The sequence below is a fragment of the Pantoea sp. S-LA4 genome, from assembly GCF_054482835.1.
The window spans coordinates 3,956,226-3,973,010 of the sequence record NZ_JBTLRC010000002.1; the positions used below are offsets into that span (position 1 = coordinate 3,956,226).

Consider the following 16,785-nt stretch of genomic DNA (forward strand, 5'->3'; position numbering starts at 1 on the left):
TATGACGATACCGAGAGTAAACAGGTGGTTTGCCGCTCTGCTGCTGGGCAGTGCAACGTTAAGCTGTGCCGCCGCGCAGGAGGACGTGCCCGCAAACATCAATGGTGTAACGCCTGTGCAATCTTTACCGCAGGATAACGGCGCACCGCTGCGGAACAGCCAGCTGAGCTTTGCCCAGCTGGCACCGCCGCCTGGCAGCATGACGCTGCGTGGCACGCGCACTACCGGACAGATTGAGTTCGGTGTGCGCAGCGATGAGGTGGTGACGCGCGCGTTGCTGAACCTCAGCTTTCGGCCTTCGCCCGCACTGCTGCCGACGCTGTCGCAGCTGAAGGTTTATCTCAATGATGAGCTGGTCGGTCTGATCACCCTGACGCCGGAACAGCTGGGTAAAGAGACCCAGACGCAGCTGTCGATCGATCCGCGTTACATTGCCGACTTTAACCGCGTGCGTTTCGAGCTGGTGGGCCACTACGCCAACGTCTGTGAAAATCCTGCCAATAGCGCAATCTGGCTGGATATCGGCAAACAGAGCGGCATCGATCTGACGCTGCAAAAACTGCCGCTGAAAAATGACCTCTCTCACTTTCCGGAACCCTTTTTTGATTCGCGGGATACGCGGCCGCTGACCCTGCCGATGGTGTTCAGCGCCCAGCCGGATGTCACGCAGCAGCGGGCCGCCGCCATTCTTGCTTCCTGGTTTGGCAGCAAAACGGGCTGGCGCGGGCAGCGTTTCCCGGTGCTGTATAACCAGCTACCGCAACAGCAGCATGCGGTGGTGTTTGCCACCAACGATGCGCGCCCGGATTTTCTGAAAGATCTGCCGCCGGTGGCGAAACCCACAGTAGAGATTGTCAGCCAGCCCGATAATCCGTATGAAAAAATGCTGCTGATTCTGGGACGCAATGATGAAGACCTGCTGACGGCGGTTCAGGGTATCGCCCAGGGTGAGCTGCTGCTGCGCGGCGATATCTCAACCATCGACAGCGTTAAGCTGCTCTCCCCGCGCCAGGCCTATGACGCACCTAACTGGGTGCGAACCGATCGCCGCACCACGTTCGCCGAACTGACGCAATATGAGAATCAGTTGCAGTCTGATGGGGTGCAGCCTAATCCCGTCAGCCTGACCCTCAATCTGCCGCCCGATCTCTTCCTGGTTCGCGCGCGCGGTATCGATATGGATCTGAGCTATCGCTATACCGCGCCTTTCCAGTCGGATGGCTCACGGCTGGCGGTCAACCTGAATAATCAGTTCATTCAGGATTATCCGCTGCCGCCGAAAAACACCACGGGTCAGCAGCTGCTGCATATTCCGCTGATACAGGGAATGCTGGACAAGAGCCATGAGCTGCTGATTCCGGCGCTGCGCCTCGGGGTAGTGAATCAGCTGCGCTTCGATTTTGATTACGCCAACATTACCATCAGCGGCAACGCGGATGGGCGCTGCGAAACCGCAACGCCGATTACGCATCATGTGGTGGTGGACGACAATTCCAGCATCGATTTTTCCGGCTATCGCCACTACATCGAAATGCCGTCGCTGCGCGCCTGGGCGAATGCGGGCTTTCCGTTCAGCCGCTACGCCGATCTGGCGCAAACCCTGGTACTGATGCCGCCAAAGCCTGATGCAGAACAGGTCAGCACGCTGCTGAATACGTTGGGCAATATGGGTGCGCAAACCGGCTATCCGGCGCTGCGCGTTCAGTTGACCGATGACTGGGACACGGCGAAGAAGCAGGATGTGGATCTGCTGATGATCGGCGTCATCCCCAAAGATCTTCAGGATGACCAGCAGATCCCTGCACTGGTTGACGCTACCGCCAGCTGGCTGAAAGAGCCTGTGCGACGGATCACTCCGGAGGTGAACCCACAAAGTCAGCGCGAGCAGGCGGCAGAAAGCACGACGACTATCAGCTCCCGCGGCCCGCTGGCAACAGTGATTGGCTTCCAGTCACCTTTTTACGATCAGCGCAGCGTTGTCGCGTTGCTCGCCGATGGCACGCCGCGCAGCTGGCAGTTGCTCAACGAGGCGATGGGTGACAGCGGCAAGCGTGGCACGATGTCTGGCTCCACCGTGGTGATCCGCGAGTCAGGGGTTAACAGTCTGCGCGTGGGAGAGAGCTACTACGTTGGTCATCTGCCGTGGTGGGAGCGTCTCTGGTCGCTACTCTCAATCCATCCCTTCTGGCTGGCACTTTGCGCACTCTTTGTGGTGGTGCTGTTCGCGCTGATGACCTGGCGTCTGATGCGAATTATTACCCGTCGTCGTTTACTGGATGAAGATGAATAACGCCCGGGTGCTGCGGGCAGGCATGCTGCTCGGCGCACTGAGTGCGCTGCCGGGGCTGACTGCACCGGTCGACGGACCGGAGGTGTCGCCGGTCGAATGGTTGCTGTCACAGGTACGCACCGGCGAGTCGACCAACAAATACGATCTGGTGCAGCAATCGCTCTACCGACTTGAGAAGATCGATCCCGATAATCCGCAGGTGCTGGCGGCTCGCCTGCGGCTGGCGCTGCGTCAGGGCGATATCCCTAAAGCGCAGATGCTGCTGGAGCAGCTGAAAAAGGTTGCGCCCGACTCGGCCGCAACGCGTGAATCAGCCGTCGGCCTGACGCTGATGTCGTCGGATGGGCGGCAGCAGCTACAGCAGGCGCGCCTGCTCGCCACTTCGGGGCACCTGGCGGAGGCGAAAAGTGCTTACGATGCGTTGTTCGGCGGGGTTTTTCCGGATGCAAATACGGCGCTGGAATACTGGCGGCTGCTGGCACGCATTCCCGGTCAGGAGAGCGTCGCTTACCAGCAGCTGCAGGCGCTGGAACAGCGCTACCCGGGCAATATCGGGGTTGAGCTGCAAATTGCACGCATGGCATTTGATCAACAGCAGCCGGCGCAGGCGATAGCGCAGTTGAAAAAGCTGGCAAACAGCAACGGCGGACGCGCCGCCGCCGCCGATCTCTGGCTGCAGCAAATCAACGATCAGCCGGTCAGCGACAGCAGCGTGGCGCAGTTAAAGGCTTATCTGGCTGTCTTTATCGACGGCGACGCACACCAGCAGGGAGCCGATGTGCTGGCGAAGCAGCAGGCGCAGCTCGCCGATCCCGCCTATCGCGAACGGATGCGTGGCCTGGCGCTGGTCGAGGCGGGCGATGTCAATAATGCGATGGCAGCGCTTAGCCGGGCAGTGAAGGATAACCCCAACGACGCCGAATTGATGGGTGCAATGGGGCAGACTCAGGCACGCGCCGGCCATCGTGACGTGGCGGTGCTCTGGCTGGAACGCGCCGTTGAGGCGGGCAAGCAGAGCACGTTGATCGGCAAATGGCAGTCGCTGCTGCAGACTAACCGTTACTGGCTGGCGGTCGAAAAGGGCGACAAGGCGCTGGCGCAGCATGACGTTGAGGGAGCCGAACGCGCTTACCGCGCCGCACAGAAAATTGATAGCACCGACAGCTATGCCCTGATTGGCCTGGGCGATGTGGCGATGGCGCGCAAAGATGCGGCAGGTGCCGAACTGTTCTGGCAGCATGCGCTGCGGCTTGACGCGACCAACACCACCACCGTGCGTCGCCTGGCCGGGCTTTATCAGGCCGAGTCGCCTGCCCGCGTAATGCAGTTTATCAGTACGCTACCTGCCGCGCAGCAGCGCGAGATGGCGGGAACGTTGCGCGCGCTACGCAGTGACAGTCTGCGCGCCGAGGCCGATGCGCTCGCCCGGCAGAATAAATGGCCGCAGGCGGCAGAGAAGTATCGGGCGGCGCTGGCGTTGCAGCCGGATGACGTCTGGCTGAGTTATCGGCTGGCGAGCGCGCTACGCGACGGTGGGGCCACCCAACAGGCGGATGCGCAGATCGCGACGCTGCAACAGCAGCATCCCGGAGATGCGACTGCGGTCTACGCCGCCGCACTCTACCTTTCCAGCCGGGATAATGATGACGCCGCACTGGCAACGCTGCATCGCCTGCCTGAAACGCAGTGGAACAGCAATATGCATGAGCTGGCTGACCGGCTCGGGCAGGATAAAATTTTTGCCAGCGCTGAAGCGCTTCGTGCGGCAGGGCAGGAGCCGGCAGCGGTGATGCTGCTTTACCAGCAGCCGGTTTCCAGTCGACGCGACCTGACGCTGGCCGACTGGGCGCTGGCTCGCGGGGATGCGCAGCAGGCACTGGAGACCTATCAGCAGGTGCTGTCGCGCGAGTCGGATAGCGGCGACGCAGCGCTGGGACGAATCGAAGCGCTGGTCGCGCTCCAGCGCACCGGTGAAGCACGGCAGGCACTTGAGCAGCAGCCAGCCCAGCCCAATAGTCTTAATGCCGATCGCCGCGCCGCGCTGGCATGGCAGGCGGTGGGCGAAACCACGCAGGCTGCCGTGCGCTTTGCCAGCCTGAAGCAGCGCGCTGCGTCACTGCCGCCTTCACAGGATAAGGCACTGGTGTTTCGTGATGCGGCACGGCTGGAGCGCGCACAGCAGCAGCCAGAGATCGCACTGGCGGATTATCGTCAGGCGATGACGGCCAGCGGTATCGGCAGCGGCGAAAGTATCAGCCGCGCGACACGCACTCAGGCCCAGGATGACTGGCTGAAGCGCAGTATTCGCAGCGACACCGCCGATCTCTATCGTCAGCGTGAGACCACGCTGACGGTGCAGCAGGATTATTCGCGCAATAAGGGTACGGCTGGGGTCTCCGACTTTACAGCCCATACCACCATGCTACAGGCGGAAAGTCCGTTTGCCGACGGACGCGGTTTTTTCCGTCTCGACCGGGTGGACGTCTCGGCAGGGAGTTTTTCCACCCGCAACGGCAGCTTCGACGAGCAGTTTGGTAGCTGCGACGACGCCAGTTCCGGCGGATGCAGCCGCGATGCCAGTCAGCGCGCCGAGGGCACCGCGCTGGGCATCGGCTGGCATAATGACCGCTGGTCAGCGGATCTGGGTACCACGCCGCTGGGCTTTGAGGTGACCAACTGGACCGGCGGTCTGAGCTGGAAAACTGACGTCAGGGATCTTGGCGTGACGCTGACCGCCTCGCGACGGCCGATCGCCAGTTCGCTGCTTTCCTATTCGGGCGCGCGCGATCCAGCGACCAACGGTGGAAAAAGCTGGGGCGGCGTAGTGGCAACGGGTGGCAGCATCGGGCTGAGTTACGATCAGGGTGGGGCGCACGGTGTCTGGGGCGACATCAGCGCGCATCAGATCACCGGTAAAAACGTTGCGGATAACAGTCGCGAGCGCTTAATGGCCGGCTACTACTACAAGCTCATTAATAGCGATAATCGCCGGGCCACCGTCGGGCTGAACAGCATGCTCTGGCACTATCAGAAGGATCTCAGCGATTACACCTTCGGTCAGGGCGGCTACTACAGTCCGCAGCAGTATCTCTCCTTTTCCGTGCCGGTCACCTGGCGACAGCGTACGGAAAACTGGTCGTTCGACCTGGGCGGCTCGGTTTCCTGGTCACATTCGAAAACCGATGCGCAGCAACGCTATCCGGTCAATCCCGGTTTTACCCTTGCCAGCAATCCCGTTTCCGCCAGCAGCACCGGTAGCGGCACCGGGTATACGCTGCAGGGCGTGGTTGAACGTCGTATCACGCCCGACTGGTTTATCGGGGTGGGCGTCGATATTCAACAGGCGAAAGACTATACCCCAAGTCACGGGCTTATTTACGTGCGTTACTCTGCCGCTGGCTGGGAAGGGGATCTGGATATGCCGCCACAGCCGCTGACCCCTTATGCGGATTTCAAATAATCCCGACCGGGAAAAAGCCGGACTTTTCAGACGGTAAAAAAGTCAGTTTATGGGATATACTGGCGGGCATTGTACTGTCTGCTATCTGGGCTTTTTTCATCGTCAGGAGAGAATTTTTGCGGGTAAGCCGGTCACTTACGATAAAGCAGATGGCGACGGTTTCGCTGGTTGCGGTTATCACCATCAGCATCTTTATCGTCATCCAACTGTTTCATTTTGTGCAGCAGCGCAGGATTGACTACGCCCAGCAGATGGAGAATATCGCTCATACCGTGCGTCAGCCGCTCTCGGAAGCGGTACTGAGAGCCGATATTCCGCAGGCCGAACGCATTCTTCACTCACTGAAGCCCGCCGGGATTTTATCGCGTGCCGATGTGGTGCTGCCCAACGCCTTCCAGGCGCTGCACGCTGACTTTGAAAACGAAAAACCGGTGCCGCGGCTGGTGGCGCGCCTGTTTGAGCTGCCGGTGCAGATAACGCTGCCGCTCTACTCGGTCGAGAATACCGGCCTGCCGAAACCTCTCGCCTATCTGGTGCTGCAGGCTAACTCGACCCGCGTTTACCAGTTCATCCTCAGTACTCTGTCGACCATGATCACCACCTATCTGTTGCTGGCGCTGATTCTGTCGGTAGCGATCAGCTGGTGCATTAACCGGCTGGTGGTGCATCCGCTGCGTAATATCTCGCGTGAACTGCAGGAGCTGCCGCCACAGTCGATTCTGACCCACAAACTGACGCTGCCGCCGAGCCATCGCGACGATGAGATTGGCATGCTGATCCGCAGTTACAATCGTAATCAGCAGGTGCTGGAATCGGTACACGATGAGATGAGCCGGCTGACCACCCATTTTGACGTCACCGACCTGCCCAACCGGGCGCTGTTTCTGGCGCTGGTCGATCAGTATATGTGCAACCCTGACCAGCCACTCGGCCTGATGGTGATCCGTATTGAGACCCTGCAGGAAGCCAACGGCGTGCTGAGTGATGAGCAGCGTGACACGCTGATGCTGACCCTGGTCGAGAAGATCCGCAGCACGCTGGATGACCACACGCTGCTGGCTCAGACCGGCACCAGCGATTTCGTGCTGCTGATGAAGCGCGCCAGTAATCCATTCCGCGCGCTGCGGCTGGCGCGCAACCTGATGATTCGGCTTAACCAGCCGGTCAATCTGCATCAGTTGCAGCTGCGACCTAACGCCAGCATCGGGCTGGCGCTGCGCGACGACCAGCCGCTGAGCGCCAATGAGCTGCTCGATCGCGCGACCTCCGCCATGATGTCGGCGCGTCATCAGGGGAAAAATCAGATTCTGTTCTTCGATGCGGCATTAACCGAGCGGGCACAGAAACGCCTGACCCAGGAACACGATATTTTGCAGGGGCTGCATGACGATCAGTTCGCGCTCTACCTGCAGCCGCAGATTGATATGCGAACCGGCGAGCTGGCTGGCGCGGAAGCGCTGCTGCGTATGCGTCAGCCGGACGGCAGTTTTGGCCTGACGGAAGAGTTTATCGCCAGCGCGGAGGAGATTGGCGTCATTACCGCGATTGGCCGCTGGGTATTTGAAGAGGCGTGCCGGATTCTGGCAGGCTGGCAGCGACAGGGCATCATGCTGCCGCTTAGCGTCAATATTTCTGCCGTTCAGCTGCGCGATACCGCGATGGTCTCCCATCTGCAGGCGCTGCTGACGCGCCATCAGATTGCGCCCGGCACCTTTGTGCTGGAGATGACGGAAACCGCCCATATCGGTGATGCCGAGCAGGCGATCTCGCTGCTGCGGATGTTGCAACAAACCGGCGTCGCGGTGGCGCTGGATGATTTTGGCATGGGCTATTCCAACCTCAATTCGCTGCATCAGTTAAAAGCTCTGCCGGTCAATAAGCTCAAGATGGATCGCAGCTTTGTGGCGGCGCTGCCCGTTGATGACACCATGGTGCGCATCGTGGCAGCGATCGCTGACATTATTCACCTGGACGTGATTGCTGAAGGGGTCGAAACCGCTGAGCAGCGCGACTGGCTGCTGGCGCGCGGTATCTACATCGGTCAGGGTTACCTTTATGCTGAAGCGCTGCCGGTAGCGCGATTCAATCAGGCATGGATTGAAAAACCCTCAATGACGGAATAATTGCCTGATTCATTGATTTTGCGAGAATTTTAGTTACAAAACCCCATGCTGAAGCGTTTCAGTTCAGAATTACGTCGGTATCATTTCCCGCTGGTTTGTCAGCCTGTATTAATCACGTAAACAGAGTGTTATTTTCGGGTTACTGTCAGGCGCCGCCTGTGTTGCCCGTCAGTCACAATAACGAATCCGACAACATCACCTCACGGCGTTAGTGGACACCTGTTTATGAAAACCTCACTTTTTAAAAGCCTCTATTTCCAGGTGCTGATGGCGATTGGCATCGGCGTTTTGTTAGGCCATTTTTATCCGGAACTCGGGACCCAGATGAAGCCGTTGGGAGATGGCTTTGTTAAATTGATCAAGATGATTATCGCCCCGGTGATTTTCTGTACCGTGGTGACCGGCATTGCCGGGATGGAAAGTATGAAAGCGGTCGGCCGCACCGGTGCGGTGGCGCTGCTCTATTTTGAAATTGTCAGTACTATCGCGCTGATTATCGGTCTGGTGGTGGTCAACGTGGTGCAGCCGGGTGCCGGGATGAACGTCGATCCGGCGACGCTGGATGCCAAAGCGGTGGCCATGTATGCGCAGCAGGCGGAACAGCAGGGCGTTGTGGCCTTCCTGCTGGATGTGATCCCTAACAGCGTGATCGGTGCTTTTGCCAGCGGTAACATTCTGCAGGTGCTGCTGTTCGCCATTCTGTTTGGTTTCGCACTGCATCGCCTCGGCAACACCGGCACGCTGATTTTCAACGTGATTGAAAACTTCTCGAAAGTCATTTTCGGCATTATCAATATGATCATGCGGCTGGCGCCTATCGGGGCCTTTGGTGCCATGGCGTTCACTATCGGTAAGTATGGCGTGGGTTCGCTGGTGCAGCTCGGCCAGCTGATTATCTGCTTCTACATCACCTGTATTCTGTTCGTGGTGATTGTGCTGGGGCTGATTGCGCGTCTGTTTGCCGGTTTCAGCATCTTCAAATTTATCGCGTACATCAAAGAAGAGCTGCTGATCGTACTGGGCACCTCCTCTTCCGAGTCTGCGCTGCCGCGTATGCTGGATAAGATGGAGCGGCTCGGCTGCAAGAAATCGGTGGTGGGACTGGTGATACCGACCGGTTACTCCTTCAACCTGGACGGGACCTCGATCTACCTGACCATGGCGGCGGTGTTTATCGCCCAGGCCACCAATGCGCACATGGATATCTTCCATCAGATCACGCTGCTGGTGGTGCTGTTGCTCTCCTCGAAAGGGGCTGCCGGGGTGACGGGCAGCGGATTCATCGTGCTGGCGGCAACGCTCTCCGCGGTGGGACATCTGCCGGTGGCCGGTCTTGCGCTGATTCTGGGTATCGACCGCTTTATGTCTGAAGCCCGTGCGCTGACCAATCTGGTGGGTAACGGTGTGGCGACCGTGGTAGTGGCAAAATGGGTCGACCAGCTGGATCAAAAACAGCTGAATGACACGCTTGCTGGCCGGAATAAGGCGAAAAAAGCGTCTGAACCTTCCGTTTAATCATTGATTTTCACTTAAATCCCGACAAATGCCCGCTGTCGCTTGCCCTGACAGCGGGCATTTGGATAATAAACCCTACTTGTTTTTTTGACGTTTTTCACTTCGTTGCGCGACATCCTGAGCTTCCTGTGGTCAAACACTCTGTTATTGGATAACAGCGCGATTCGGCGTCCAGCCGGTTCGCTAATAACAGCGGCAAAACGTGCCAGCGATAACGATATTTGAATTATTTGAGTAGGGGTTCACATGCAGGGCACCAGAATTCGGCTTTTGGTTGGTGGATTAGTGCTGGCAGCCACCAGCTATGGTCTCCAGGCAGAAACGCTGCAACCGGATCCGGCCTGGCAGGAAGGCAAGCTGGATAACGGATTTAACTGGCAGTTACTGGCCACACCGCAACGTCCCAGTGACCGCATCGAACTGCGTATGGTGGTGAATACCGGCTCGCTGGTCGAAAGTGCGCAACAGGCGGGCTTCAGCCATCTGCTGCCACGTCTGGCGATGGTGCATAACACCGCGCTCGACACCAACCAGCAGCGGGCGTTATGGCAACAGGCGATGGACCCCCAGCATCCGCTGCCGCCCGTTATCGCCTCCTATGACTTCACGCAATACAACCTCAGCCTGCCCAACAATCGCCCCGAACTGCTGAAAGAAGCCCTGAACTGGCTGGCGGCCACCGCAGGCAACATGGCGATTACCGAGCAGGTGGTGAATACCGCCCTGTCCGCATCCGATCCGGTCGCCACCTGGCCGAAAGATACCCAGGATGTCTGGTGGCGCTATCGTCTGAAAGGTTCGGCATTACTGGCGCACGATCCCGCAGCGCAACCGCGTGCCCCGGTCGATTTAACCCAGCTGAATGATTTTTACCGTCAGTGGTATACCCCTGATGCGATGACGCTGTACGTGGTGGGTAATGTCGAAAGCCGTAGCCTCTCCGAGCAGATCAACAAAGCGTTTTCGCCGTTGACCGGCAAACGTGAAACCCCTGCGCCGCTGCCAACCTTATCGCCGCTGCCGCACGAGCCGGTTAACCTGGTCAGCGGCAAAATGACGCAGGATCGCCTGTCGCTGGTGTGGGATACGCCGTGGCAACCGATTCGCGACTCCCAGAACCTGCAGCGTTACTGGCAGGGCGATCTGGCGCGTGAAGCGCTGTTCTGGCATGTGCAGCGCACGCTGAGCGACAGCAAAGCGCAGGGCGTGCAGGTCGGTTTTGACTGCCGCGTGCTTTACCAGCGTGCGCAATGCTCAATCAATCTCGATGCACGCAATGAGACGCTGGCGCAGAACATGAATCTGGTGGCGCGTGAACTGGCGGCAGTCCGCGACAAAGGTTTACCGCAGGAGGAGTTTGATGCGCTGATGGCGCAGAAGCTGCTGGAGCTGAATAAGCTGTTCACCACCTATGCCCGCACCGATACCGACGTGTTGATGAGCCAGCGACTGCGCTCGCAGCGGAACTCGGTGGTGGATATCGCGCCGGAGCAGTACCAGAAACTGCGTCAGACCTTTCTTGCCGGTCTGACCCGTGAACAGCTGAATCAGGAGCTGCGTCAGCAACTGAGCCAGGAGCTGATGATGGTGCTGATTCAGCCGGAAGGCGAAGCCGAAACCAACGTCAAAAGCCTGCAAAGTGAGTGGGAAAAGGTGATGGCACCGCCTGTGGCGCCGGCGACCGGCAACGATGCCAGCCAGCCGGACAGCAGCGCCAGCGACATCCAGCCGCCAGCCGCATAATCAGGTTTTCGCCCTGAGCCACTCGGTCACTAACATCGGCCAGCTGGCGAGGGGCAAATCTGCCACGCCGCGGATTCCAAATCCGTGGCCGCCCTTCTGATAGAAATGCACTTCTGCCGGGACATTGTGCTGCCGTAACGCGCCGAAAAACGCCATGCTATGGTTCACCGAAACCGATTCGTCGTCGGCAGCGTGAATCAACAGCGTCGGTGGCACCAGCGGGTGTACCCGCGTTTCCAGTGAATAGGCTTCAATGGTTTTTTGATCCGGCCACGCGCCGAGCAAGCGGGTGCGTGAACCTTCATGCGCCATGCCGTCCCGCATGCTGATTACCGGATAGACCAGCACCATCGCATCCGGACGCGGCGAGAAGTTTTCAGCACCATCCTGCACCGGATAGAGCTTCTCGGCGAAACGGGTACCCAGGCTGGCGGCGACGTGACCACCCGCTGAAAAGCCCATCATCACGATATATTTGCCGTTGAGCCCGCGCTGCGCCCGTTCACGCAGCACCCGCACCGCGCGCTGGGCATCGGCCAGCGGCGCATCGGGACCTTCGTGATGACCATCATAAGGCAGCCGGTAGGTCATCACCGCCAGGGTGTAGCCCATTGAGGTGAAGAAGGTCGCCAGCGCGCTTCCTTCGCGGTCGATCATCACGCGATGATAACCGCCGCCCGGCGCGACCAGCAGGGTAATGCCATTCGACTCTACCGGATACCAGATCGCCATTTCCGGGCAGCGTACGCCAGTGGCGGCCCGATCGTAAGGCTCATACTGTTTCGCCATATCGATGATTTGTGGCTGCGCGCGTGAATCGCTGGCGCCTGGCGCATCACCTTGAGGCCAGATATTAATAATTTCTGTGTGCATAACATGTCCTGATGCGAGGAGTGTTTTAATTGTTTTTTTCGCGGCCGGAGAGCACAGCGTCCTGCTGTTGTTGATTAAAAGATGGTCTTTTTTCCGGCGGACGTCCATCCGAAAACGACAAAAATGACCAGATTCGGACTATGCCTGGTGGCGGGATTTTGAGAGTAACTCACTAATTTTAAAACATAATTTATAAGATGTTCTGGAGGCGCTAGCGGTGCGGGGCCGGCGATTAACGATGATTTATTTGTTTAAGGTAAATGGTCGATACAGCCCGCTTTGTTAGCTGAAATTTACCGGATATTTCGCTGCGGGCTGTTAAGAAGGAATAATGCGTCGGGCGGGTTATCCGTGGTTGTAATAACCGGCCCGCAGCCGTCGTTTAGTCGGGCATCGCCCCGGCCGGGATAATCGCGCCGCGATGCTGAATCACCGTGCTGGCGGTGAGGTGACCGCGCTGTGCCGCCGCTTCTGCTGAAGCACCGGTCAGACGGCGTGCCAGATAACCGGCACTGAACGAGTCGCCAGCGGCGGTGGTGTCGATGATCTTCTCTTTTGCCAGACGGACCGCTGGCACATCAATCAGGGGATCGTCGCCGATGGCAACCAGGCAGGATTCTGCGCCGCGTTTGATCACAATTTCGCTGGCACCGGCCTGACGCGTGCGCGCAATTACCGCCTCCAGCGGCTGTTCGCCCCACAGCAGATGTTCATCATCCAGCGTCAGAAAAGCGATATCGGTGCGGTTGAGCATGGCGCGGTAAGCGGCCTGGGCGCTGGCCTGATCGGCCCATAAGCGCGGACGATAGTTGTTATCAAATATCACCTTACCGCCATTGGCGCGACAGCGATCCAGCAGCTGCATCAGTTTATCGCGGCTGGCTGGGGCTAAAATAGCCAGGCTGATCCCGCTCAGATAGAGATAGTCATAGTGCGCCAGCTGCTGACAGATCGCTTCTGACTGAGGACTGTCAAGCCAGTAACGGGCGGCGGCATCGCTGCGCCAGTACCAGAAGGTGCGCTCACCCTCAGCGTCGGTTTCAATCACATACAGGCCAGGCATTTTATTGTCGAGACGCTGGATCAGATCGGTATTGACCTTTTCCTGCTGCCAGGCGGCGATCATCTGATCGCTGAACGAGTCAACACCCAGCGCGGTAACATAATCGACCCGAAGCTGCTGCTGATCCACCTGACGGGCGATGTAGACCGCAGTATTCAGCGTATCACCGCCAAAGCCGCGTTTAATGTTCTCACCTTTTTCGGACAGCTCAATCATGCATTCACCAATAATGGCAATTTTTTTCTGCGTCATGGTTTTAGACCTGTAGTGAAATATCGCCCTAGTCTCGCGTCTGGTATGGCAGACGTCAATGCTTTTAAAACGGTGTTTTAATTTAACTTAAGGTGACGAATAGCACCGATCTGGCAGATAAAGCGCGCTATGTTCGGCTTGTTTTGGCGATTGTGTCAGCTCAAAGGTTGTTAGACTTCCCGCTTTGATGTGGCTGGACATTTCATCAAGCGATCACAGGCATGGTCGATAATCACCGTTGAGTCGCCCATTTTGAGCGCTCGTTACCAACCAGGAAAACACCATGGTGATGGAGAGTATTCGTCAATGGCTACCATCTTCAACTGACCTCAACGCCCAACCGGAAATACCCCATTTCTGGCACCAGTGCCAACGATGCTATCGCTTCCAGCCGATTTATCAGGTGACGGGACGGTTGCTGGCAATCGAGCTGCTGACGGCAATTACGCATCCGTTGGCACCTGAAAAAAGCCTGTCGCCGGAAGCCTATTTTGCCGGGCTGGATATCCCCCAGCGGCTGCATGTGGTGCATGAACAACTCGAACTGCTAATGCAGTGGACACCCTTTTTCGAACAACATGGGGTGGTCGCTTCGGTCAACATTGATGGTCCGTCTCTGTTAGCGCTGCAGCATCATCCGGCGATCCGCAGCCTGATTGCTCGTCTGCCCTGGGTACGCTTTGAACTCACAGAGCATCATGTGCTGCCGCAGGAAGAGATGGTGGCGCAGATGCCGGAGCTGGGGCCGCTGTGGCTGGATGATTTTGGCTCTGGCATGGCCAATTTCTCGGCGCTGACCGAACTGAAATATGACTACATTAAACTGTCGCGTGAACTGTTTATCCTGCTGCGCAATTCCGACGAAGGACGCAGCCTGTTTTCGATGCTGCTGGCGTTGATCAACCGTTACTGTAATGGCGTCATCGTTGAAGGCGTGGAGACGGAAGAGGAGTGGCAGCAGGTCAGACGCTCACCCGCCATCGCCGCTCAAGGCTATTTCTTTTCGCGCCCGCTTCCCTTTTCTGAATTGAATCATCTCACTATCCAGCTTCCCTGACGCCGTTGCTCACGGTCTCGACTATCTTTAACGGAGACAGTGAACGTGCAAGGAGAAAGCGCAATGTCGCGTACCGGGAAAATAGTCAGTTGGGTAGTAGGGATTCTGCTGTTGTTAATCGTGGTCATCATCGTGGTGATCGCCACCTTTGACTGGAATCGCCTGAAACCCACCATCAATCAGAAAGTCTCAACCGAACTCAATCGGCCCTTTGCAATACGCGGCGATCTGGGCGTTAACTGGGCGCGCAATCCGCAGGAACCGGGCTGGCGACGCTGGATACCGTGGCCGCAGATCCATGCGGAAGATATCATGCTGGGTAATCCGCCTGATATTGCTGACGTCACCATGGTACATCTGCAGCGGGTCGATGCCACCTTGTCACCGCTGTCGCTGCTGCATAAAGAGCTGTTCATTCCGTGGATTAAGTTGCAGCGACCCGATGCGCGTCTGATTCAGACCGCGGATAAGAAAAATAACTGGACCTTTAACCTCGCTAACAGCGACAGCAAAGATCAGAATGCGGCGCCTTCCGCCTGGTCATTCCGTCTCGATAACATCCTGTTCGATCAGGGCCAGATCCGCTATCGCGATGCCATCAACCACGCCGATGTAACGGTACAGGTTAACCCGCTGGGTAAACCGGTGCCTTACGCGCAGATCGCTGGCGGAGATGATAAGCAGCAGGGCGCGGGCGATTTTGTTTTCGGCTGGCAGGCGAACGGCACCTATAACGACGAGAAACTCAGTGGTCAGGGCAAAATAGGCGGGATGCTGTCGCTGCGCAGTCAGAACACACCGTTCCCGGTGCAGGCTGACCTGCGTAACGGCAGCACGCGGGTCCAGGTCACCGGCGGAGTTCAGGACCCGATGAACCTCGGCGGACTCAACGTGCGGCTGCGCTTCTCGGGTGACACACTGGCGAATCTGTACGGGCTGACCGGCGTGTTGTTGCCTGACACTCCTCCGTATGAAACGGACGGTCACCTGATCGCGAAGTTCAGTGGTGAGAAAGGCGCGGTCTACCGCTATGAAAAATTCAACGGCCACATTGGTGACAGCGATATTCACGGTTCGCTGATCTATAGCCAGGGCAAACCGCGGCCGAGACTCAGCGGTGAACTGACTTCAGACCAGCTGCGGATGGCGGATCTGGGTCCGCTGATTGGCGTCGATTCCGGCAAAGGCAGCGACAAAACCGCGCAGGCAAAAGCCCGGCGCGGAGAGAAATCGAGCCAGCCCGCCGATCGGGTATTGCCACATGACCAGTTTGATACCAAAAACTGGGACGTGATGGATGCCGACGTGAAGTTCAGCGGTAAACGTATCGAACACAGCAATTCGCTGCCGTTAAGCGATCTTTATACCCATTTGCAGCTGAAAAACGGCGATCTGCTGCTGGACCCGTTGCGCTTTGGTGTGGCGGGCGGTGCGCTCAACAGCACCATCCGGCTGGAGGGGGATCACTCGCCGATGCGCGGTCGGGTTGACCTTCATATACGTAAGCTGCAGCTGCGTCAGCTCTTCCCGAATGTCGAGGCGATGAAGAACAGCCGTGGCCAGCTCAATGGCGATGCCAGCTTTACCGGCACCGGTAACTCAGTGGCCGATCTGCTGGCGACCAGTAACGGGCAGCTCAAACTGCTGATGAATGATGGGCTGATTAGCCGCAGCCTGATGGAAATTGCCGGACTCAACGTTGGTAACTATGTGGTGGGCAAGCTGTTTGGTGATGATCAGGTGCGCATCAACTGCGCCGCCACCGATCTCAAACTGCAGAATGGTGTGGCGACGCCTAACCTGTTTGTGTTTGATACCGAGAACGCGATTATCAATGTGTCAGGCAATGCAAACTTCGCCAGTGAGCGGCTGGATCTTTCGGTGAATCCGGAGAGTAAAGGCATCCGCATCGTGACGCTGCGCTCCCCGCTCTACGTGCGTGGCACCTTTAAAAATCCGGATGCGGGCGTGAAAACGGGGCCGTTGCTGGCACGGGGTGCCGCTGCCGTGGCGCTGGGCGCGGTCGTGGGTCCGGCAGCGGCGCTGCTGGCACTGATCTCTCCAAGTGATAACGAAGACAACCAGTGCAGCACCGTCCTGCAGCAGATGAAGCAGAAGAAGTAATTAGTTGCGATAGAGCACTTTGATAATGTGATAACCGAAACCGGTCTTTACCGGCCCGTATGGCGTTAACAGCGGGCAGGTAAAGACCGCCTTATCAAACGCCGGCACCATCTGTCCCTGGCGAAATTCCCCCAGATCGCCGCCGTTACGGCCGGAGGGACAGGTTGAGTGCTTCTTTGCCAGCTGCTGGAAATTCCCGCCTTTTGCCAGTTTCGCCAGAATCTCTTTTGCCAGTGCTTCCTCTTTCACCAGGATGTGTAAAGCCGCCGCGGTTTTCGCCATGTT

At 58.0% G+C, this 16,785-nt stretch carries 10 protein-coding genes; 7 read left to right on the forward strand and 3 right to left on the reverse strand.

What is annotated here, in order from left to right; translation table 11 throughout:
• Position 1 precedes the first annotated feature (1 nt).
• From bcsB to ACX3P5_RS19425, 5 genes are all read left to right on the forward strand, one after another.
• The gene (gene bcsB, locus ACX3P5_RS19405; RefSeq protein WP_458969142.1) at positions 2-2,290 is read left to right on the forward strand and encodes a cellulose biosynthesis cyclic di-GMP-binding regulatory protein BcsB; all 2,289 of its coding nucleotides are present in this window, start codon (positions 2-4) and stop codon (positions 2,288-2,290) included.
• Complete coding sequence (bcsC, locus tag ACX3P5_RS19410; protein ID WP_458969143.1) at positions 2,283-5,750, forward strand: cellulose synthase complex outer membrane protein BcsC; 3,468 nt, start codon at positions 2,283-2,285, stop codon at positions 5,748-5,750. The genes bcsB and bcsC overlap by 8 nt, the downstream gene beginning before the upstream one ends.
• A gap of 116 nt (positions 5,751-5,866) precedes the next feature.
• On the forward strand, positions 5,867-7,873 hold the full coding sequence (hmsP, locus tag ACX3P5_RS19415; protein WP_458969144.1) for a biofilm formation regulator HmsP: 2,007 nt from the start codon (positions 5,867-5,869) through the stop codon (positions 7,871-7,873).
• A gap of 225 nt (positions 7,874-8,098) precedes the next feature.
• Positions 8,099-9,388, forward strand: coding sequence for a dicarboxylate/amino acid:cation symporter (locus tag ACX3P5_RS19420; RefSeq protein ID WP_233985680.1), 1,290 nt, complete (start codon positions 8,099-8,101; stop codon positions 9,386-9,388).
• Positions 9,389-9,634: 246 nt separating this feature from the next.
• On the forward strand, positions 9,635-11,131 hold the full coding sequence (locus tag ACX3P5_RS19425; protein ID WP_336756940.1) for a M16 family metallopeptidase: 1,497 nt from the start codon (positions 9,635-9,637) through the stop codon (positions 11,129-11,131).
• On the opposite strand, the gene ACX3P5_RS19430 is transcribed toward ACX3P5_RS19425, so the two are convergent.
• Both ACX3P5_RS19430 and kdgK read right to left on the reverse strand, forming a co-directional pair.
• Positions 11,132-12,004, reverse strand: coding sequence for an alpha/beta hydrolase (locus ACX3P5_RS19430; RefSeq protein WP_233985678.1), 873 nt, complete (start codon positions 12,002-12,004; stop codon positions 11,132-11,134). It lies immediately after the preceding gene.
• A 382-nt stretch (positions 12,005-12,386) separates the two neighbouring features.
• On the reverse strand, positions 12,387-13,319 hold the full coding sequence (kdgK, locus tag ACX3P5_RS19435; protein ID WP_336756938.1) for a 2-dehydro-3-deoxygluconokinase: 933 nt from the start codon (positions 13,317-13,319) through the stop codon (positions 12,387-12,389).
• A gap of 283 nt (positions 13,320-13,602) precedes the next feature.
• Here kdgK and pdeH point away from each other — a divergent pair, with 283 nt between their 5' ends.
• On the forward strand, positions 13,603-14,376 hold the full coding sequence (gene pdeH, locus ACX3P5_RS19440) for a cyclic-guanylate-specific phosphodiesterase (protein ID WP_458969145.1): 774 nt from the start codon (positions 13,603-13,605) through the stop codon (positions 14,374-14,376).
• Between the two features lie 63 nt (positions 14,377-14,439).
• Complete coding sequence (locus tag ACX3P5_RS19445; RefSeq protein WP_458969146.1) at positions 14,440-16,500, forward strand: AsmA family protein; 2,061 nt, start codon at positions 14,440-14,442, stop codon at positions 16,498-16,500.
• Here the strand turns inward: ACX3P5_RS19445 and ppiC are convergent, their stop codons facing one another.
• Positions 16,501-16,782 (reverse strand): peptidylprolyl isomerase PpiC, encoded by a 282-nt coding sequence (gene ppiC, locus ACX3P5_RS19450; protein WP_010257386.1) that lies wholly within the window; start codon positions 16,780-16,782, stop codon positions 16,501-16,503. It abuts the gene before it with no gap.
• Between the last annotated feature and the right edge of the window lie 3 nt (positions 16,783-16,785).

Bases quoted from the DNA above. Each gene is read 5' to 3' on its own strand.
- bcsB (WP_458969142.1), top strand. From the start codon at position 2: ATGACGATACCGAGAGTAAACAGGTGGTTTGCCGCTCTGCTGCTGGGC.
- bcsC (WP_458969143.1), top strand. From the start codon at position 2,283: ATGAATAACGCCCGGGTGCTGCGGGCAGGCATGCTGCTCGGCGCACTG.
- ACX3P5_RS19420 (WP_233985680.1), top strand. From the start codon at position 8,099: ATGAAAACCTCACTTTTTAAAAGCCTCTATTTCCAGGTGCTGATGGCG.
- ACX3P5_RS19425 (WP_336756940.1), top strand. From the start codon at position 9,635: ATGCAGGGCACCAGAATTCGGCTTTTGGTTGGTGGATTAGTGCTGGCA.
- ACX3P5_RS19430 (WP_233985678.1), bottom strand. From the start codon at position 12,004: ATGCACACAGAAATTATTAATATCTGGCCTCAAGGTGATGCGCCAGGC.
- kdgK (WP_336756938.1), bottom strand. From the start codon at position 13,319: ATGACGCAGAAAAAAATTGCCATTATTGGTGAATGCATGATTGAGCTG.
- pdeH (WP_458969145.1), top strand. From the start codon at position 13,603: ATGGTGATGGAGAGTATTCGTCAATGGCTACCATCTTCAACTGACCTC.
- ACX3P5_RS19445 (WP_458969146.1), top strand. From the start codon at position 14,440: ATGTCGCGTACCGGGAAAATAGTCAGTTGGGTAGTAGGGATTCTGCTG.
- ppiC (WP_010257386.1), bottom strand. From the start codon at position 16,782: ATGGCGAAAACCGCGGCGGCTTTACACATCCTGGTGAAAGAGGAAGCA.